A 17,731-nucleotide genomic window follows, 5' to 3' on the forward strand; every position below is an offset into this window, starting at 1 on the left:
CCGCACTGAAGGACCTCGGCCTGCACCGCGCCACCGACGTGATCGGCGGCTTCGCCGCCTGGCGCATCGCCGGGCTGGCCCCCCGCCGGCCCACCCCCCCCCCCCGGCCGACCCCCCCCGCCCACCCGCCGGGGCCTGTCGCACGTGTGCCGGGTCAGCAGGCGTACGCCTCCAGGCGGTTCGCCCGCTCCGGGTCGCGCAGCTTGAGCAGCGTCACCTTCTCGATCTGCCGGATGCGTTCCCGGGACAGCCCGAACTCGCGGCCCACCTCGTCGAGGGTGCGCTGCCGGCCGTCGTCCAGGCCGAAGCGCAGCCGGATCACCGCCTGCTCCCGCTGCGAGAGGGTGGCCAGCACGATGCTGACCTCGTTGCGCAGCTCGCCGTTGGTGGCGGCGTCGCCGGGCTCGGCACGCGGGTCCACCGCGGCGACGAAGTCACCGAGCGCACTCTCGCCGTCCTCGCCGACCGCCTGGTCCAGGCTGACCGGCTCCCGGTCGTAGGAGATCAGCTCGATCACCTGGAACTCGGGGATCTCCAGCGCCACCGCCACCTCGCTGACGGTGGGTTCGCGGCCCAGGCTCACCGACAGTTCGCGTCGCGCCCGGACCATCCGGTTGACCTGCTCGACCATGTGCACGGGGATGCGGATGGTGCGGGCCTGGTCGGCCATGGCGCGGGTGATGGCCTGGCGGATCCACCAGGTGGCGTAGGTGGAGAACTTGTAGCCCTTGGTGTAGTCGAACTTCTCCACGGCGCGGATGAGGCCGAGGTTGCCTTCCTGGATCAGGTCGAGGAAGGCCATGCCGCGACCGGTGTACCGCTTGGCGATGCTCACCACCAGTCGCAGGTTCGCCTCCAGCAGGTGGTCCTTGGCGGCGCGGCCCTCGGCCGCGACCAGCGTCAGGTCCGCGCGCAGCTCGGCGGAGACGGGGGTGCAGGTGGCCAGCTTCTCCTCGGCGAAGAGCCCGGCCTCGATCCGCTTGCTCAGCTCGACCTCCTGCGCCGCGGTGAGCAGCTTGGTGCGGCCGATGCCGTTCAGGTACGCCCGGACCAGGTCGGTGGAGACGCCGCGCTCGTCGGTGGCGTCCAGGTCCGTGACGGTGACATCCATGTCCTGGTGCTCGATCATCTGCTGGGTCATCTCTGTTCTCCCCGCCCCGTGTCCTGCGTGCCGTACCGACGCCGTGCCCCGTCGCGCGGTGGTGCCGATGACACACAGCTTGGCGGGCGGGGCGTGAAACGGGAGTGAGGCGATCGGGCAGCCGACAGCGAGATGCGGGGGATTTCCCGCGCCGATTGCCCGAGCCGGTTACCGTGCCGTCGACCGGCCGCCGGAGCCGGTCGACGGCACGGACGATCGGAGAACGTCGTGGTCTTCAAGCGGCTCATGCAGGCGATGGGTGTGGGTGGACCGTCGGTGCAGACGGTGCTGGCCAACCCGAACTGTCGCCCGGGAGGTGTGCTGGAGGGCCGCATTCAGGTGCTCGGCGGCGACCACCAGGTGGATGTGACCTACGTCGCACTCGGGCTGGTCACCCGGGTCGAGGTGGAGAGCTCCAATTCGGAGTACGACGTCAACCAGGAGTTCGGCCGGGCCCAGGTGACCGGCGCGTTCCGGCTGGAGCCGGGGCAGCGCCACGACATCCCGTTCCGCTTTGCGGTGCCGTGGGAGACCCCGCTCACCGAGCTGTACGGCCAGCACCTGCACGGCATGACGATGGGCCTGCGTACCGAGCTGGAGGTGGCCCGGGCGATGGACACCGGCGACCTGGACCCGGTCGCGGTGCACCCGCTGCCCGCCCACGAGCGGCTGCTGGAGGCGCTGCTGCGGCTGGGTTTCCGCTTCGCGCGCGCCGATGTGGAGCGTGGGCACATCTACGGCGTACGCCAGCACCTGCCGTTCTACCAGGAGATCGAGTTCTATCCGGCGCCGCAGTACGCCGGCGCGATGAACCAGCTCGAGGTCACGTTCGTCACCGACCCGCACCAGGTCCACGTGGTGCTGGAGCTCGACAAGCGCGGTGGCCTGTTCACCGAGGGCCGGGACGCGTTCGGCCGGTTCACCATGGACCACGCCACGGCCGACCGCGTCGACTGGGCCGCCCACCTCGACGGCTGGCTGCGCCAGTCCCTGTCCCGGCGCGGGCTGTTCTTCTAGGCCGGCTCAGAGGTCGAGGAGCAGGGTGCGCGGCCCGACGTTGACGCTCTCCACGAACATGTGGGCGCGGAAGCGGCCGGTCTCGACCTTCGCGCCCCGGGCGCGTAGCTCCTCGACCACGGCCCCCACGAGCGGTTCCGCCATCTCGGCGGGGGCGGCGGCCGTCCAGCTCGGCCGCCGGCCCTTGCGGGCGTCGCCGTAGAGCGTGAACTGGCTGACCACGAGCAGCGGCGCCCCGGTGTCGGCGGCGCTGCGCTCCTCGTCGAGGATGCGCAGCTCGTGCACCTTGCGGGCCATGGTGGCAGCCACCTGCGGGGTATCGGTGTGGGTGACGCCGAGCAGCACCAGCAGACCGTCGGTGATCTCACCCACCACGGCGCCGTCGACGGTCACGCTCGCCCGGCCGACGGTCTGCACCACCGCCCGCATCAGTCCACCACCGGTTCGACGAGGCCCCGCTCGACCAGGTGCGCCACGATCGGCGTGGCCGCCTCGGCCAGTTCGTCCGGTGTCACGTCGTGCGCGGCGGCGAGCAGGGCGAGCTGGTCGCGCAGCGGCAGCCGACCGTCCGCGCCCCCGACCAGGGCGAGCACCAGCGGGTCGATCTCCTCCGACCAGCGCAGCCCGCGCGGCATGGTCAGCACCTGCCGGTCCACCGCCCAGCCGTCGTCGCCCATGGTGGCCTCCTGGTGCAGCCGCAGCCCGTCGGCGGCCCGGTATCGGGCGGCGAGCAGGCCGTCGGTGTCCCGGGCGCGCAGCCAGTCCTGCCTGTCGAACCACTCGCCGATCCGGTCGCCAAGCGGCGGCTCGACGCGCTGGCGCAGGTCCTCGACGCGGACGGCCGGCTGGTCGTGGCCGGACCGCCGCAGCGAGACGATGCCGAAGCCGATCGCCTCCACCTTGTGCGCGTCGAACCAGTCAAGCCACGCCTCCATCCGTTGCGGGTCGGCGCGTTCGCCGACGTCGGTCAGCCAGAGGTCCACGTACGCCATCGGGTCGGCCACCTCGCGCTGGATCACCCAGGCGTCCAGGCCGGTGCCGGCGAACCAGCCGGTGACCCGCTCGGCCCAGTCCTCGCCGGTGACGTGCACCCAGTTCGCCAGGTACTGCATGGTGCCGCCCTCGGTCAGCAGGTGCGGCGCGGCGGCGGCCAGTTCCGCACCGATCGCGTCGCCGACGCGTCCGGAGTCGCGGTAGACGTGCGTGGTGGTGCCCGGGCCGACGACGAACGGCGGGTTGCTGACCACCAGATCGAAGCGGCGGCCGACCACCGGGGCGACCATGTCCCCGCGCAGCAGTTCCCAGTCCTGCCCGTTGAGGGCGGCGGTGGTGGCGGCGAACCGCAGTGCCCGCTCGGAGACGTCGGTGGCGGTGACCTGCCGGGCGTGGGTGCCCAGGTGCAGCGCCTGGACGCCGGAGCCGGTGCCGAGGTCGAGCGCGGTGTCCACGGTCGGGCGTACGGCGGCGCCGATGAGCGTCTGGGTGGCCCCGCCGATGCCCAGCACGTGTTCGGCGTGCAGCGCCCGGCCCGGCCGGGCGCGGGCCGGCACGTCGGCGAGCACCCACCAGTCGTCCATGTACGGCTCCAGGTCGACGCCGGCGCGCAGGCCGTCGCCGTGCCGTTCGACGAGGCCGCCGGCCAGCGCCTCGTCCACGGTCAGCGGGGCGAGCGCGGCGGCCACCGAGGCCTCCGGCTCGGTCTGGTCGCAGATGAACACCCGGATGAGCGTGGCGAGCCGGTCCCGCTCGGCGGTGGCGCGCAGCGCCGCCCGGTGGTCGTTGCGGGCCACCGCGCCGGTGGCCTGCGGGCCGAGGCGCTCGGCGATGCCGTTGGCGGTGAAGCGGGCCAGGGTCAGCGCCGTGCGCAGCGCGTCGACCCCGGTGGGGGAGAGCAGCATGTCCACGTGACCATCCTGCCTCGCCGCCGCCGCGGCGAGGCACGCACCCGCCGATCCATAACGTGGACGCCATCTATCGGCAACTATCTCTTTCATGACCATCGATCGATGGCTAGCATTCCTGCCAACATCCGCCGATGGGTGGTCCGCCGGCCACGAGCCGGACCGCCCGGTAGGGAGCCAGACGATGCCCGACGTGTCCCTTCCCCGGCGGCGTGCGCTGCGCGCGCTCGCCGTCACGGCCGCCGCCGCGGCCTTCGCGGCCGCCGCCTCCTCGCCAGCTCTCGCCGCGCCCACCGGCGAGGTCCGGTACGCCGGCGCCGCCGGCGCCGTCAGCGGCAGCTACGTGGTCGTACTCAAGGGCGACGCGGTCGGCGCCGCCAACAGCCGCACCGCCCGTACCGCCGTGCCGGACCGGGCCGCCGGCCTGGCGAAGCGCTACGGCGGCGACGTTGGCACGGTGTGGAGCTCCGCCCTCACCGGCTACAGCGCGAAGATGACCCCCGGCCAGGCCCGGCGGCTCGCCGCCGACCCGGACGTCGCGTACGTCGAGCAGGACCGCGTGATGACCGTCCAGGGCACCCAGACCGGCGCCACCTGGGGTCTGGACCGGATCGACCAGCGCAACCTGCCGCTGAACAGCACCTACACCTACCCGAACACCGCCAGCAACGTGCGCGCCTACATCATCGACACCGGCATCCGGACCACCCACGGTGACTTCGGCGGCCGGGCGACCTGGGGCACCAACACGGTCGACACCAACAACACCGACTGCAACGGCCACGGCACGCACGTCGCCGGCACCGTCGGTGGCACCAAGTACGGCGTGGCCAAGGGCGTGCGCCTGGTGGCGGTGAAGGTGCTCAACTGCTCCGGCAGCGGCTCGACCAGCGGCGTGATCAGCGGCGTCAACTGGGTCACCTCGAACGCGGTGAAGCCGGCCGTGGCGAACATGAGCCTCGGCGGCGGCGTCAGCAGCACGCTCGACAACGCGGTGGCCAACTCGATCAGCTCCGGCATCACGTACGCGCTGGCGGCCGGCAACTCCAGCGCCAACGCCTGCAACTCGTCGCCGGCCCGGGTCGCCTCGGCCATCACGGTGGGCGCCACCACCAGCACCGACGCCCGCGCCTCGTACTCGAACTACGGCTCGTGTGTCGACATCTTCGCCCCCGGTTCGTCGATCACCTCGGCGTGGCGGACCAGCGACACCTCGACCAACACGATCAGCGGCACCTCGATGGCGTCCCCGCACGTGGCCGGCGCGGCGGCGCTGGTCCTGTCGGCGAACACCTCCTACAGCCCGGCGCAGGTGGCCAGCTCCCTGACCTCCAACGCCACCACCGGCAAGGTGACCAGCCCGGGCACGGGCTCGCCGAACCGGCTGCTCTTCGTCGTCAACTGACGCGGTGAGCTGAGCGCGCCCTTCGCGGCGGCCCGGTGGACCCGAAACGGTCCACCGGGCCGCCGCGCGTCCTGGCCGGAGTCGGCGGCGCGGCCGAGGGCGGGGCGGCAGGATGGGGGCATGACGCTCTCCCTACCCATCGACGCGCAGGCCAACGAGTTGCTGGCCCGCAGCCCGCTGGCGCTGCTGCTCGGCATGGTGCTGGACCAGCAGGTGCCGATGGAGAAGGCGTTCTCCTCGCCGTACGTGCTGGCGCAGCGGCTCGGTCACGAGCCGGACGCCCGGGAGTTGGCCGGGTACGACCCGGAGGCGCTGGTGGAGGTCTTCGCCCGGCCGCCGGCGCTGCACCGCTTCCCGAAGGCGATGGCGGCCCGCACCCAGGAGGTGTGCCGGGCGCTTGTCGAGCGGTACGACGGCGACCCGGCCCGGCTGTGGTCGGACGTGGCCGACGGCCGGGAACTGCTGCGCCGGGTCGGTGAGCTGCCCGGGTTCGGGCGGCAGAAGGCGCAGATCTTCGTGGCCCTGCTCGGCAAGCGGTTCGGGGTGACACCGGCGGGCTGGCGGGAGGCGGCCGGCGACTACGGCGACGCCGAGGCGTACCGGTCGGTGGCGGATGTGACGGATCCGGAGTCGTTGCGCCGGGTCCGCGAGTTCAAGCAGCGGATGAAGGCGGAGGCGAAGGCCGCGAAGGGCTGAGGCGTCAGGCCGCGGTGGGGCGGGACAGTGACGCCAGCGCGCGGCGCACGTCGGCGAGCGACACGGTGGCCGAGTCGTCCAGGTCGGCCAGGCCGGCCTCGATCCACTGCCGCATCAGCGTGGTCACCCCGATGCCGCGTGCGTCGGCGGCGGCCCGGACCCGTTCGTAGGTGTCCATCGGGAGCCGCACCGACCGGCTGACCATCGGTACGTCGGAGTCGGGGGTGGGCAGCTGCGCCGGCGGTGTGTCGTCGATCAGGTCGGCGAACGCGTCGTCGCCGGCGTGGAACCGCTTGGTTGCCTCGTCACGGTGCATCGGGTGCGCCTCCTCGTCGGCGTGTCCTCCGCACCGCCTCGTCGTAGCGCTTGGCCTCGACGTCGGTCAGCTCGCGGGCGGAGAGGATGTCCCAGTCGTTGTCGGTGCCGTCGGCCTCGGCCAGCAGCACCGCGAGGCGCCGGCCCCGGTGGTCGGTCGCGTAGACCACCATGACGTCGTCCCCGAGGTGCCGGATGACCCGGCGGTTGCCGTGCAGGGCCTCCCAGACTTCCCCCGGTGTGACGTCGTAGACCCGCAGGTTCGCCAGCGCCTCGTCGGTGAAGCTGAACCGGTTGGCCACCGGCGAAGCGTACCACGCGCGTAACACGCATTCGCCTGTCACGATTCTCGCCGATCATCCGTCCGGAGTGACAGGATGGGCCGTATCCCCTCGTAGGAGGTCCGTGGTGAAGCGTCAGGCGTACCAGCCGATTCTGATCACCGACGCCCCGCGCAGCCAGGACGACCAGCTCAGCAGCCGGCAGAAGCGGTATGTCCTGATGATGAGCGTCCGGGTCGCCTGCCTGATCGGGGGCGCGATCCTGGTCGGCGTCGACGCGCCGCTGCTGTGGCTGTGGCTGCCGCTGTGCGCCGTCGGCATGGTGCTCGTCCCGTGGCTGGCCGTGCTGCTCGCCAACGACCGGCCGCCCAAGGAGGAGCACCGGCTGGCCAACAGGTTCCGCCCCCGGCACCGCGAGGAACCCGGCCCCACCGCGTTGACCGCGCAGGAGCGCCCGCACCGGGTCATCGACGGCGAACCCTGACCGGCGCTCCCGCGACCGCACGGTCGCTACCCGGGCTGACCCGCCGACGGCCGGGCGCCGACGGTCGTCACCGCGAGCGCGCCCAGGTCACCCGCCCGTGCCAGGGCGGCCCGCGGGTCGGCGCCGGCCAGCCAGGCGGTGAGCAGGCCGGCGGCGAAAGCGTCACCCGCGCCGGTCACGTCCACCACGTCCACCCCGGGTGCCGGGGCGAACTCCACCGGGCCGCCGCCCCGCTGCACCCAGACCGCCCCCGCCGCACCGCGCTTGACCACCACCCGGTGCGCCACCGCGGTCAACGCCCGGCCCTGCGCCGCCGGGTCCAGGCCGCCGGCCAGAACCGTCGCCTCGTCCGTGTTGACCAGCAGCAGGTCGACGTCGCGTACCCAGGTCAGGAACGCCCCGCCGACGCGCCGCAACGGCGCCGCGGACGCCGCGTCGACGCTGACGGTCAGCCCGCGCGCGCGGGCGGCGGCCAGCGCGCGCAGGCCGGCGCCGCGCGACCCGACGTCCAGCAGCGTGTACGCGGACAGGTGCAGGTGCCCGGCGTCAGGCGCGGCGGCCAACGCCTCGTCCACGTGCTCGGCGGTCAGGCGCAGGTTCGCGCCCCGCTGGCTGACCATGGTGCGCTCCCCGTCGTGGGTGAGCACGATGACCGTGCCGGTCGGGTAGCCCTCGTGCCGCTGCACCACGCAGTCGACCCCGATCCGGGTCAGCTCGGCCACCCGCTCCCGGCCGGTCTCGTCGTCGCCGACGGCGGCGACGAGCGTCACCGGCGCGCCCTGGCCGGCGAGCCAGGCAGCCGTGTTGGCCGCCTGGCCGCCGCCGCTGAACCGGATCCCGGCCGCGGTGTCCGAGCCGGTCGCCAGCGGGCCGGACAGCATCGCGACCACATCGGTGATCACGTCGCCCACGACCACGACGCGCGGTACGGCGCTCATGCCGCGTCGGTGGGCCGGCGGGTCGCCGCGGCGACCGCGATCCGCGCCGCGAGGTCGGCGTTGCGCAGGATGATCCGGACGTTCACCGCCAGGCTCGCCCCCTCGGTGGCGGCGTGGAAGTGGGACAGCAGGAACGGGGTGACCGCCTTGCCGGTGACACCCTCCCGGGCCAGCGCGGCCAGCCCTTCGGTGAGCGTGCGGTCGTGCAGCGCCGGGTCGAGTTGCTCATCGACGGGCAGCGGGTTGGCCACCACCAGCCCGCCCCGGTGCACGCCGTGGGTGGCCCGCGCGGCCAGCACGTCGGCCACCTGCTCGGGGGAGTCCACCGACCAGTCGAGGTCGAAGCCGGCGTCGGTGAGGTAGAAGCCGGGGAAGCGGCGGGTGCGGTACCCCACCACGCCCACCCCGAGCGTCTCCAGCCGTTCCAGGGTCGCGCCGACGTCGAGGATCGACTTCACCCCGGCGCAGACCACCGCGATCGGCGTACGGGCCAGGGTGACCAGGTCGGCGGACTCGTCGAACGTCTGCGCCGCCTCCCGGTGCACCCCGCCCAGCCCGCCGGTGGCGAACACGCCGATCCCGACCGCCGCCGCGACCGCGCTGGTGGCCGCGACCGTGGTGGCGCCGTCCGCGCCGGTGGCCGCCGCCGGGGCCAGGTCACGCACGGAGAGCTTGCTCACCCCGTCGACCGTGGCGAGCCGGGTCAGCTGCGCGTCGTCCAGGCCCACCCGCAGTTCGCCGGCGACCATGCCGATGGTGGCCGGTACCGCGCCCGCGTCGCGTACCGCCTGCTCGATCTGCCGCGCCACGCGCAGGTTCTGCGGCCGGGGCAGGCCGTGCGAGACGATCGTGCTCTCCAGGGCCACGACCGGCCGCCCGTCGCGCAGGGCGTCGGCCACCTCACCACCGAGACTGATGTGAAAGTTGGTCACTTCCGTTACGGTACGGGCCGCCGCCGGGAGGGGCTGCGGTGGACCCGCTCCGCCAGGCCTGCGAAACTGGATGGCCGGAGGTGAGGTCGTGAGTACTGAGATTCTCGAGCGCCCGGAGCAGAAAGAGGCCGACACCGGCCCCGACATGTTCCACTACGTGCGCAAGGACAAGATCGCCGAGAGCGCGGTCATGGGCACGTACGTCATCGCGCTGTGCGGCGAGACGTTCCCGGTGACCAAGGCCGCCAAGCCCGGCGCACCGGTCTGCCCGAAGTGCAAGGAGATCTACGACTCCTGGCGCGAGTGATCGTGGGCGGCTCGGCCGCCCGCGCACGTAACCTGCGGCGGTGACCACCTCCACCGCCCTGCTCCTCGCCGACCTCACCGGCGTGGCGGTCTTCGCCGCCTCCGGCGCCTCCGCGGCGGTGGTCAAACGCCTCGACCTGTTCGGGTTGATCTTCGTGGGCGTGGTCGCGGCGCTCGGCGGCGGGATCTTCCGTGACCTGGTGATCGCCGAGGCGCCGCCGCTGGCGTTCGCCGACTGGCGGTACGCGGTCACCGCCGCCGTCACGGCCGCCGCCGTGTTCTGGCTGCACCCCCATCTCGCCCGGCTACGCACCACGGTGCTGGTGCTCGACGCGGCCGGTCTCGCCCTGTTCACCGTCACCGGCACGCTCAAGGCGCTCGACGCCCACGTGCCGGCCGTCGGCGCCTGCATGATCGGCATGCTCACCGCGATCGGCGGTGGGCTGGGCCGGGACCTGCTCACCGGCGAGATCCCGGTGGTGCTGCGCCGGGAGATCTACGCCGTGGCCGCGCTGGCCGGCTCCATCATGGTGGCGCTGCTGTCGGCGTACGGACAGGCCACCGCCGTACCGCTGACCGCCGCCGCACTCCTCGTCTTCGGGCTGCGGCTGATCTCGCTGCGCCGCCAGTGGTCGGCGCCGGTGGCGGCGCTGCGCCCGCCGCGTACCGGCACCCGGGGAACGCTGCCCGGACCGTCCGGGTCGCCGGGCGGCCCGATGTGACCAGCGTGGCGTCGGGTGGGGCGGCCCGCCCGCGCTGGTTATGCTGAGTCGGCCTTCGCGGTACCGCATGCGCGAGGGCGTTTTCATGGGCGGCGGCTCCCGTGGCCCCGGTCGGGCCCGCCGCCGTCCGCGGCGGAGAGGAGCTACGCGTGCCACCGCGGATGCCCGCGCTCGACACGTTCCCGCCCCTGCGTGCCTGGCAACGCAAGGCTCTCGTGGAATACCTGCGCCGCCGGACCGACGACTTCACCGCGGTCGCCACGCCCGGCGCCGGCAAGACCACGTTCGCGCTGCGCATCGCCGCGGAACTGCTCGCCGACGGCACCGTCGAGGCGGTCACCGTGGTCGCGCCCACCGAACACCTGAAGACCCAGTGGGCGCACGCGGCGGCGCGGGTGGGCATCCAACTCGACTCCGCGTTCCGCAACGCCGACCTGCACTCCGCCGCCGACTTCCACGGCGCGGTGGTCACCTACGCCCAGGTCGGCATGGCGCCGCAGGTGCACCGGCGGCGCACCATGACCCGGCGGACCCTGGTGATCCTCGACGAGATCCACCACGCCGGCGACTCGCGGACCTGGGGCGACGGCGTCAAGGCGGCGTTCGAACCCGCGGTACGCCGCCTGATGCTCACCGGTACGCCGTTCCGCTCCGACGACAACCCGATCCCGTTCGTCAGCTACGAACGGGGCGGGGACGGGTTGCTGCGCTCGCGCGCCGACTCGGTCTACGGCTACTCCGACGCGCTGCGCGAGGGCGTGGTCCGGCCGGTGCTGTTCCTGGCCTACTCCGGAGAGACCAGGTGGCGCACCAACGCCGGGGAGGAGTTGGCGGCCCGCCTCGGCGAGCCGATGACGCAGGACCTGATCGCGCAGGCGTGGCGTACCGCGCTGGACCCGGCCGGCGACTGGATGCCGCAGGTGCTGCGCGCCGCCGACGCCCGGCTGAGCGTGTTGCGTGCCAACGGCATGCCGGACGCCGGTGGCCTGGTGATCGCCAGCGACCAGCAGGTGGCCCGGGCGTACGCCAAGCTGCTGGAGCAGGTGACCGGGGAGAAGGCCGCGGTGGTGCTCTCCGACGACCAGGGCGCGTCCGCGCGGATCGCGACGTTCGCCGCCTCGCAGCAGCGGTGGCTGGTCGCGGTGCGGATGGTGTCCGAGGGGGTCGACATCCCCCGGCTGGCCGTCGGCGTGTACGCCACGAGCGCCAGCACGCCGCTGTACTTCGCGCAGGCGATCGGCCGGTTCGTCCGGGCCCGCCGCTCCGGCGAGACCGCCTCGGTCTTCCTGCCCAGCGTGCCGCACCTGCTCGGGCTGGCCAGCGAGATGGAGGCCGAGCGGGACCACGTGCTCGGCAAGCCGAAGGAGCGCGACGGTTTCGACGACGACCTGCTGGAGCGTGCCCAGCGCGCCGACAACGCCAGCGGCGAGCTGGAGAAGCGGTTCGCCGCGCTCTCCGCGACCGCCGAGCTGGACCAGGTGATCTTCGACGGCGCGTCGTTCGGCACCGCCGCGCAGGCCGGTACGCCGGAGGAGGAGGAATACCTCGGCCTGCCGGGTCTGCTCACCGCCGACCAGGTCTCCCTGCTGTTGACCAAGCGGCAGGCCGAGCAGCTCGCCGCGCAGAAGCGCCGGGTCGCCCAGGGGGCCGCTGAGCCGGCCGCTGCGGCCCTCACGGCGGCGCCCCCACCCATGAACGCCGCCCAGCGTCGGGTGGCGCTACGGAGGCAGCTGAACGCTCTGGTGGCCGCGCGGCACCACCGCACCGGCCAGCCGCACGGCAAGATCCACGCCGAGCTGCGCCGGATCTGCGGCGGCCCGCCCAGTGCCCAGGCGACCATCGAGCAACTCGAGGAGCGCATCGCCACCGTGCAGACCCTGTGAGAGAACGGGCCCCGCCCACCGCCTCCGGCAGCAGGCGGGGCCCCGATCGAGGTCGGTGGTGGCACGAAAACCGGCCGGAGGCACCCCTTCGGGTGCCTCCGGCCGGTTTCGTCGAGATATGGACTTCTTGTCGGACCTCAGTTCGCCATCAAATCCGCGCCCCGCCAACTGAACTCCGGGTCTGACGCGTACCGCACGGTGATCTTCACGAGATCCTCGGCGTACTTGTTCGCGTGATGCCCACAGAACACCAGCTCACTCCCACCCGAGAGGGTGATCCGGAGTTTGCCGGCGGCGTTGCAGCGGTCGCACCGTTCATCGGCGGCCGGGGGGCTCACCGTCTCGGGCGGCGGCGTGAGGGTCGGGGTCATCGCCTTCCTCCTCTGGTCGTCACCGATGAACACTCTCTTCGGTTGCTCACCTATCGTGCAACACCCATCTCGGGCCCTGCCTTCCCTGTGTGCCCACGGGGGACCGAGGTCACACCTGGCGTGGAGGACAGTGTGCCGTGCACCAAGGGTGCCACGTCAACGATCACAAACAGGCAACCGACCGATCACCGATGAGTGTTCTACGGTTGGTGATCAAACCGGCACGACGAGTTGACGTGCGGCGGTCAGTCCAGGTAGTCGCGGAGCACCTGCGAGCGCGAGGGGTGCCGCAACTTGGACATCGTCTTGGATTCGATCTGTCGGATGCGTTCCCGGGTCACGCCGTACACTTGGCCGATCTCGTCCAGGGTGCGCGGCTGGCCGTCGGTGAGCCCGAAGCGCAGGCGTACCACGCCCGCCTCACGCTCGGACAACGTCTGCAGAACCTGTTGGAGCTGGTCCTGCAGCAGCGAGAACGACACCGCGTCGACGGCGACGACCGCCTCGGAGTCCTCGATGAAGTCACCGAGCTGGCTGTCGCCCTCGTCGCCGATGGTCTGGTCGAGCGAGATGGGCTCCCGGGCGTACTGCTGGATCTCCAGCACCTTCTCCGGTGTGATGTCCATCTCCTTGGCCAGCTCCTCCGGAGTGGGCTCGCGACCCAGGTCCTGGAGCAGCTCGCGCTGTATCCGGCCGAGCTTGTTGATCACCTCGACCATGTGCACGGGGATGCGGATGGTGCGGGCCTGGTCGGCCATGGCGCGGGTGATGGCCTGGCGGATCCACCAGGTGGCGTAGGTGGAGAACTTGTAGCCCTTGGTGTAGTCGAACTTCTCCACGGCGCGGATGAGGCCGAGGTTGCCTTCCTGGATCAGGTCGAGGAAGGCCATGCCGCGACCGGTGTAGCGCTTGGCCAGCGACACCACCAGTCGCAGGTTCGCCTCCAGCAGGTGGTTCTTCGCCCGCTCGCCGTCCCGCGAGATCCACATCAGGTCGCGCTGCAGGTCACGGACGAGCTTCTCCTCGCCCTCCTCGGCGGCGCGCAGCCGCTCGGCGGCGTAGAGGCCGGCCTCGATCCGCTTGGCCAGCTCGACCTCCTGCTCGGCGTTGAGCAGCGGCACCTTGCCGATCTGCTTCAGGTACGCCCGGACGGAGTCGGCGGAGGCGGTCAACTCGGCGTCGCGGCGCGCCTGCTTGAGCGCCTCGGACTCCTCGTCGTCCCACTCGAAGTCGTTGTCGGTGGCGGAGCTGGCGGCGTCGGCCTCGGCGGCCTTGGTCAGCTCGGCCGGCTCCTCGACCACGACGTCCTCGATCTCGGCGGCCAGTGCCTCCGGGTCGATCTCGCCCTCGGCTCCCTCACCCTTGCCGGTCGCCTTCGTCGGCTTGGCCGCGGCGGTCTTGGCGGCCACCGTGGCCTTGGTGGCCCGGGTCGCCTTGCTGGCCTTCGCCGGGACGGCGGCCTTGGCGGCCACCTCGCCGGTGGTCGGGGCGGCCTTGCGCGCGGTCGCCTTACGCGGCGCCGGGGCGGCGGCGGACTCCTCGACGGCCGGCGCCTGCTGCGGCGCGGGTGCGGCGGCCTTCTTGGTGGTCTTGGCGGTGGTCGCGCGGGAGGCCGGGGTGGCGGAACGGGCCGCGGCGACCCGCGGGCGGCGGGTGCTCGCCGAGCCGTCCACCACCACCGTCACGCCCGCCTCGGAGAGCGCGCGGAGGATCTTCTTGGCCTGGGCCGGGGTCACCTCAGCGGACTCGACGGTGCGCGCGAGCTGGGCCGACGTGAGCTGGCCACCGGCGCTCTGCGCGTGGGCGATCAGGGTGTCGGTGAGCGAGCGAACGTCGGCGCCGGTCTGGCGGGGATCTGTCACGAAGACCTTCCGGAGGCGAAGGAGCGAGCACGGCCGGGTCGTCCGGCGCAGCAGTGAACGGCCGTGCCGGGCGAGTCGTTGAGGACCCCCGTGTCCCGGCCCGTCCGGTGGCTGGCGGTCCGTGGCGCGTGGGCAGGGTGAATTGTAACGCCGTCTGCGGCGATCATCCCGCGCCGCACGGCGTATCGGCGGTCCGGGACCGCAGATTCGGCGCAGATGTGGACTTTGGAAGGATGATACCCGCGCGTGAACCGGCCGGTCCGGATCAGGCGGGAAGGGGACGAACATGATCACGTCGGAGGAGTTGCTCGCGATCGCGGTCGAGGTGGCTCGGGACGCCGCCGCCACCGCACGACGGATGCGCGCCGAGGGTGTCTCCGTGGCCGCGACCAAGAGCACGGTGACCGACGTGGTCACCGCCGCCGACCGGGCGGTCGAGCGGCAGGTGCTGGACGCGCTGCGCCGGCGGCGGCCCGGCGACGCGGTGCTGGGCGAGGAGTACGGCGCGGGCGAGACCGGCCCGGCCGCCGACGGCGGTGTGCGCTGGATCGTCGACCCGATCGACGGCACCGTCAACTACCTCTACGGGCTGCCCTACTACGCGGTGTCGCTCGCCGCCGAGGTGGCCGGCGAGGTGGTCGCCGGCGTGGTGCGCAACGTGGCCACCGGCGAGGAGTGGACCGCCACGCGCGACGGCGGCGCCTGGCGCGACGGGCAGCGGCTGACCTGCTCCGCCGCGACCGACCTGGGGCAGGCGCTGGTCGCCACCGGCTTCGGCTACGACGCCGCCCGCCGGGCGCACCAGGCCCGGGTGGTCGCCGAACTGATCCCGCACATCCGGGACATCCGCCGGATGGGTGCCGCCGCGCTCGACCTCTGCCTGGCCGCGGAGGGGCGGGTGGACGCCTACTACGAGAAGGGCCTGGCCGCCTGGGACCTCGCCGCCGGTGGGCTGGTCGCCCGGGAGGCGGGGCTGCTGGTGACCGGGTTGTCCGGCCGCCCGGCCGGGCCGGACCTGGTACTGGCCGCGCCGCCGGCCCTGCACGGGCCGCTGCACGCCCGCCTGGTCGACCTGGACGCCGACGGCGGCCCCTGACCGGCGCGGTACCCGTGGGCCCGGGCGTCGTCGCCCGGTAGGCACAGGGCGGCCTCCCGGACCGCGGGAGACCGCCCTGTGCGTGGCTACCGGCCGGCGTGCCGGCCCGTGGTCACTTCTCGACCGGCATCGGGCAGGTCTCGGTGGGCGGTTCCGGGGCGCCCAGCTCACCGAGGGACTGGTTGACCTCGGTGGTGGTGGCGAGCTGCTGGAAGCTGGTGCCGAGGACCACGTCGACGACGTCGTCCTTGCGCTTGGGGTCGAACTGCGGGTCGGCCTCGTTGAGGAAGTACGCCCGCAGCAGGTGCGCCGAGCCGGCGCCCTTGGGGCCGTAGCGCAGCGCCGCGACGCCGTCGAACCCCTTCTTCTCGTCGCCGACCTTCTTCACCTGGAACTTCCGGTTGCGGAAGTCGTCGGCGACACTGGTGGCCCGGCCGGTCTCGTCGGTCGCGTTCAAGACGTTGATCTTCACGTCCTTCTGCTCGCGCAGCCGCAGGTCGACCAGGGGCCAGCCGTCCGGGCAGGAGGCGGCCGTGCCGGCGGTGCCCTGACTGTCGCGGACCACGGCGACGATCACGACGACCAGCGCGGTGACCGCCAGCAGTCCGACGACGACGAGTGCCCGCACTCGCGCAAAACTCATCCTGGGCGCTCCCCGGACAGTGATTGGGTGGCGGCGGCCGCCGCGGTCGGGCCGCGACCTGTCGGCCGTCCAGTACGCCGCTGAGGTTAACGCTTGTCCGGCTCCGGCGTGGAAACAGCCCGACATGCCGGCGCGCCACGCGGTGAACGGGTAGGACTACCCCTATCTTCGTGTCGCCTGAGTCACATTGGGAACAACTTCGGGCCCAGAGGCGTACATCTCCTCCGCGAGGGCGGTATACATGCCTCGCCCACAGGGGGGTAGGGTTCCGCGCTCGCCGGGGTTGCGCTCCGGCGAGCCCGGCCCGCCGGTCGTCGGGTCGGGTGCCCGACAGAGATGGCGGCCGGTCAGGGGAACCGAAACGGCGTCGTCCGGCGTTACAACCGGCAGCGACAATATCGATATTGGAGAGTGAACCGATGGCCACCGACTACGACGCCCCGCGTCGCGACGAGGTCGACCTCGGCGAGGACAGCCTGGAAGAGCTCAAGGCCCGGCGGGTCGACTCACAGTCAGGCGCCGTGGACGTCGACGAGGCCGAGGTGGCCGAGAGCTTCGAGCTTCCCGGCGCCGATCTGGCCGACGAGGAGCTCACGGTCAAGGTCCTCCCGATGCAGCAGGACGAGTTCCGGTGTGCCCGCTGCTTCCTGGTGCATCACCGCAGCCAGCTGGCGGTCGAGCGCAACGGCGACCTGATCTGCCGAGAGTGCGTCTGACCCCGACCGCAGACACCGGCGGCGGCCTCCCCGACGGGGCCGCCGCTGTTCGAGCCGCCGTGCGCCGGTGGCCGGAAGCTGCTTGACTCGTATCGGCGGTTGTCACGCCGGGCGGATCAGGAGGGCGGACGGGTGAGCGAGCGCAGCGAGGGTCCCACCGGTGCGGACCGGGCGCCGATCCCGGGCAGGGACGCGACCGACCCGGACGCGGTCGACCCGGACGCGATGGGCGTGGCGGCGGCGGTCCGTCCGGGTACGCCCGACGCGGACACCGAGGACCTCGGTGCGACAGTCGCCGCCCTGACCGCCGACGACATCGCCCCGGCCCGCCGGCGGCAACTGCTGACCCGCATGGTCGGGCAGGCCCGAGCCCGCGGTGTCACCGACCTGTTCAAGCCCCGGGCGGCGCTGCGCTGGATGGCCGACACCGTCGCCGAGGTCGCCCCGCACGTGCCGGTCCGCGACCTCGCCACGTTGCGCCGACACTTCCCCGGGCTGGACGACGAGGCGCTCGCCGACCGGCTCGTCCGCAACGCGTCCCGGGCCACCGCCGGGGTCGGCGCGGCCGGCGGCGGAGTGGCCGCGGTCGAGTGGGCGATCACCCCCACCCTGCTCTCCGCGCCCGTCCTGCTGGCCGCAGAGACCGTCGCCGTGGTGGCGATCGAGCTGAAACTGATCGGCGAACTGCACGAGGTGCACCGCATTCCGCTGCCCGCCGGGGGCACCGCACGCGCCCTGGCCCTGGTGCAGTCCTGGACCGGACAGCGCGGGATCAACCCGATGATGCCCGGCGTCGGCGTGAGCGCCGTGCTGGGCACCGCCGCCCGCCGCGAACTGCGGGACAGCCTGATGCGGCGCTTCGGGCGCAACCTCACCACGCTGGGGCCGTTCCTGACCGGCGCCGCGGTGGCCGGCTACCTGAACCGGCGAGCCACCCGCTCCCTCGGCGAGCACCTGCGCAAGGACCTCCGGCACGTCGCCCGGGGCCTGCCCGGCAAGCCGTCCTGACCGGCCGCGCCGGT

Annotated in this window: 20 protein-coding genes; 10 read left to right on the forward strand and 10 right to left on the reverse strand. The window is 73.0% G+C overall.

What is annotated here, in order from left to right; genetic code table 11:
• Positions 1 to 154: 154 nt before the first annotated feature.
• Complete coding sequence (gene sigB, locus ACLQ2X_RS21870; protein ID WP_425682944.1) at positions 155 to 1,141, reverse strand: RNA polymerase sigma factor SigB; 987 nt, start codon at positions 1,139 to 1,141, stop codon at positions 155 to 157.
• A 228-nt stretch (positions 1,142 to 1,369) separates the two neighbouring features.
• Here sigB and ACLQ2X_RS21875 point away from each other — a divergent pair, with 228 nt between their 5' ends.
• A complete protein-coding gene (locus tag ACLQ2X_RS21875) occupies positions 1,370 to 2,158 on the forward strand; it encodes a sporulation protein (protein ID WP_425682945.1) in 789 nt (262 codons plus the stop codon).
• Between the two features lie 6 nt (positions 2,159 to 2,164).
• On the opposite strand, the gene dtd is transcribed toward ACLQ2X_RS21875, so the two are convergent.
• Positions 2,165 to 2,587: a D-aminoacyl-tRNA deacylase gene (gene dtd, locus ACLQ2X_RS21880; RefSeq protein ID WP_425682946.1), complete on the reverse strand. Its 423-nt coding sequence runs from the start codon at positions 2,585 to 2,587 to the stop codon at positions 2,165 to 2,167.
• On the reverse strand, positions 2,587 to 4,056 hold the full coding sequence (locus ACLQ2X_RS21885) for a DUF7059 domain-containing protein (protein ID WP_425683036.1): 1,470 nt from the start codon (positions 4,054 to 4,056) through the stop codon (positions 2,587 to 2,589). Before ACLQ2X_RS21885 ends, dtd begins: the two co-directional genes overlap by 1 nt.
• A gap of 187 nt (positions 4,057 to 4,243) precedes the next feature.
• On the opposite strand from ACLQ2X_RS21885, the gene ACLQ2X_RS21890 reads away from it, so the two are divergent.
• Positions 4,244 to 5,464, forward strand: coding sequence for a S8 family peptidase (locus ACLQ2X_RS21890; RefSeq protein ID WP_425682947.1), 1,221 nt, complete (start codon positions 4,244 to 4,246; stop codon positions 5,462 to 5,464).
• Between the two features lie 120 nt (positions 5,465 to 5,584).
• Positions 5,585 to 6,160 (forward strand): HhH-GPD-type base excision DNA repair protein, encoded by a 576-nt coding sequence (locus tag ACLQ2X_RS21895; protein ID WP_425682948.1) that lies wholly within the window; start codon positions 5,585 to 5,587, stop codon positions 6,158 to 6,160.
• Between the two features lie 4 nt (positions 6,161 to 6,164).
• Here the strand turns inward: ACLQ2X_RS21895 and ACLQ2X_RS21900 are convergent, their stop codons facing one another.
• Positions 6,165 to 6,476: a hypothetical protein gene (locus tag ACLQ2X_RS21900; protein WP_425682949.1), complete on the reverse strand. Its 312-nt coding sequence runs from the start codon at positions 6,474 to 6,476 to the stop codon at positions 6,165 to 6,167.
• The gene (locus tag ACLQ2X_RS21905; protein WP_425682950.1) at positions 6,466 to 6,777 is read right to left on the reverse strand and encodes a hypothetical protein; all 312 of its coding nucleotides are present in this window, start codon (positions 6,775 to 6,777) and stop codon (positions 6,466 to 6,468) included. Before ACLQ2X_RS21905 ends, ACLQ2X_RS21900 begins: the two co-directional genes overlap by 11 nt.
• Before the next feature lie 106 nt (positions 6,778 to 6,883).
• Here ACLQ2X_RS21905 and ACLQ2X_RS21910 point away from each other — a divergent pair, with 106 nt between their 5' ends.
• Positions 6,884 to 7,240 (forward strand): DUF3099 domain-containing protein, encoded by a 357-nt coding sequence (locus tag ACLQ2X_RS21910; RefSeq protein ID WP_425683037.1) that lies wholly within the window; start codon positions 6,884 to 6,886, stop codon positions 7,238 to 7,240.
• A gap of 26 nt (positions 7,241 to 7,266) precedes the next feature.
• On the opposite strand, the gene ACLQ2X_RS21915 is transcribed toward ACLQ2X_RS21910, so the two are convergent.
• Complete coding sequence (locus tag ACLQ2X_RS21915; protein ID WP_425682951.1) at positions 7,267 to 8,178, reverse strand: carbohydrate kinase family protein; 912 nt, start codon at positions 8,176 to 8,178, stop codon at positions 7,267 to 7,269.
• Positions 8,175 to 9,110: a pseudouridine-5'-phosphate glycosidase gene (locus tag ACLQ2X_RS21920; protein WP_425682952.1), complete on the reverse strand. Its 936-nt coding sequence runs from the start codon at positions 9,108 to 9,110 to the stop codon at positions 8,175 to 8,177. The genes ACLQ2X_RS21915 and ACLQ2X_RS21920 overlap by 4 nt, the downstream gene beginning before the upstream one ends.
• A 70-nt stretch (positions 9,111 to 9,180) precedes the next feature.
• Here ACLQ2X_RS21920 and ACLQ2X_RS21925 point away from each other — a divergent pair, with 70 nt between their 5' ends.
• From ACLQ2X_RS21925 to ACLQ2X_RS21935, 3 genes are all read left to right on the forward strand, one after another.
• A complete protein-coding gene (locus ACLQ2X_RS21925; RefSeq protein ID WP_425682953.1) occupies positions 9,181 to 9,417 on the forward strand; it encodes a DUF3039 domain-containing protein in 237 nt (78 codons plus the stop codon).
• A gap of 40 nt (positions 9,418 to 9,457) precedes the next feature.
• Positions 9,458 to 10,138 (forward strand): trimeric intracellular cation channel family protein, encoded by a 681-nt coding sequence (locus ACLQ2X_RS21930; RefSeq protein ID WP_425682954.1) that lies wholly within the window; start codon positions 9,458 to 9,460, stop codon positions 10,136 to 10,138.
• Positions 10,139 to 10,299: 161 nt separating this feature from the next.
• Positions 10,300 to 12,021 carry a DEAD/DEAH box helicase gene (locus ACLQ2X_RS21935; protein WP_425683038.1) on the forward strand — a complete coding sequence of 574 codons (1,722 nt, stop codon included), beginning with the start codon at positions 10,300 to 10,302 and terminating at the stop codon, positions 12,019 to 12,021.
• A gap of 137 nt (positions 12,022 to 12,158) precedes the next feature.
• Here ACLQ2X_RS21935 and ACLQ2X_RS21940 read toward each other — a convergent pair whose 3' ends face one another.
• Both ACLQ2X_RS21940 and ACLQ2X_RS21945 read right to left on the reverse strand, forming a co-directional pair.
• Positions 12,159 to 12,392: a DUF7455 domain-containing protein gene (locus ACLQ2X_RS21940; RefSeq protein WP_089153815.1), complete on the reverse strand. Its 234-nt coding sequence runs from the start codon at positions 12,390 to 12,392 to the stop codon at positions 12,159 to 12,161.
• A 245-nt stretch (positions 12,393 to 12,637) separates the two neighbouring features.
• Positions 12,638 to 14,254: an RNA polymerase sigma factor gene (locus tag ACLQ2X_RS21945; protein WP_425682955.1), complete on the reverse strand. Its 1,617-nt coding sequence runs from the start codon at positions 14,252 to 14,254 to the stop codon at positions 12,638 to 12,640.
• 286 nt (positions 14,255 to 14,540) lie between these two features.
• Here ACLQ2X_RS21945 and ACLQ2X_RS21950 point away from each other — a divergent pair, with 286 nt between their 5' ends.
• The gene (locus ACLQ2X_RS21950; RefSeq protein ID WP_425682956.1) at positions 14,541 to 15,350 is read left to right on the forward strand and encodes an inositol monophosphatase family protein; all 810 of its coding nucleotides are present in this window, start codon (positions 14,541 to 14,543) and stop codon (positions 15,348 to 15,350) included.
• A gap of 112 nt (positions 15,351 to 15,462) precedes the next feature.
• On the opposite strand, the gene ACLQ2X_RS21955 is transcribed toward ACLQ2X_RS21950, so the two are convergent.
• A complete protein-coding gene (locus tag ACLQ2X_RS21955) occupies positions 15,463 to 15,978 on the reverse strand; it encodes a LytR C-terminal domain-containing protein (RefSeq protein ID WP_425683039.1) in 516 nt (171 codons plus the stop codon).
• A gap of 434 nt (positions 15,979 to 16,412) precedes the next feature.
• On the opposite strand from ACLQ2X_RS21955, the gene ACLQ2X_RS21960 reads away from it, so the two are divergent.
• The gene (locus tag ACLQ2X_RS21960; RefSeq protein WP_013284790.1) at positions 16,413 to 16,709 is read left to right on the forward strand and encodes a DUF4193 domain-containing protein; all 297 of its coding nucleotides are present in this window, start codon (positions 16,413 to 16,415) and stop codon (positions 16,707 to 16,709) included.
• Between the two features lie 225 nt (positions 16,710 to 16,934).
• A complete protein-coding gene (locus ACLQ2X_RS21965; RefSeq protein ID WP_425683040.1) occupies positions 16,935 to 17,717 on the forward strand; it encodes a hypothetical protein in 783 nt (260 codons plus the stop codon).
• Positions 17,718 to 17,731 lie beyond the last annotated feature (14 nt).

The organism is Micromonospora sp. DT31 (genome assembly GCF_049841795.1).
In the GTDB taxonomy this organism is placed as follows: domain Bacteria; phylum Actinomycetota; class Actinomycetes; order Mycobacteriales; family Micromonosporaceae; genus Micromonospora.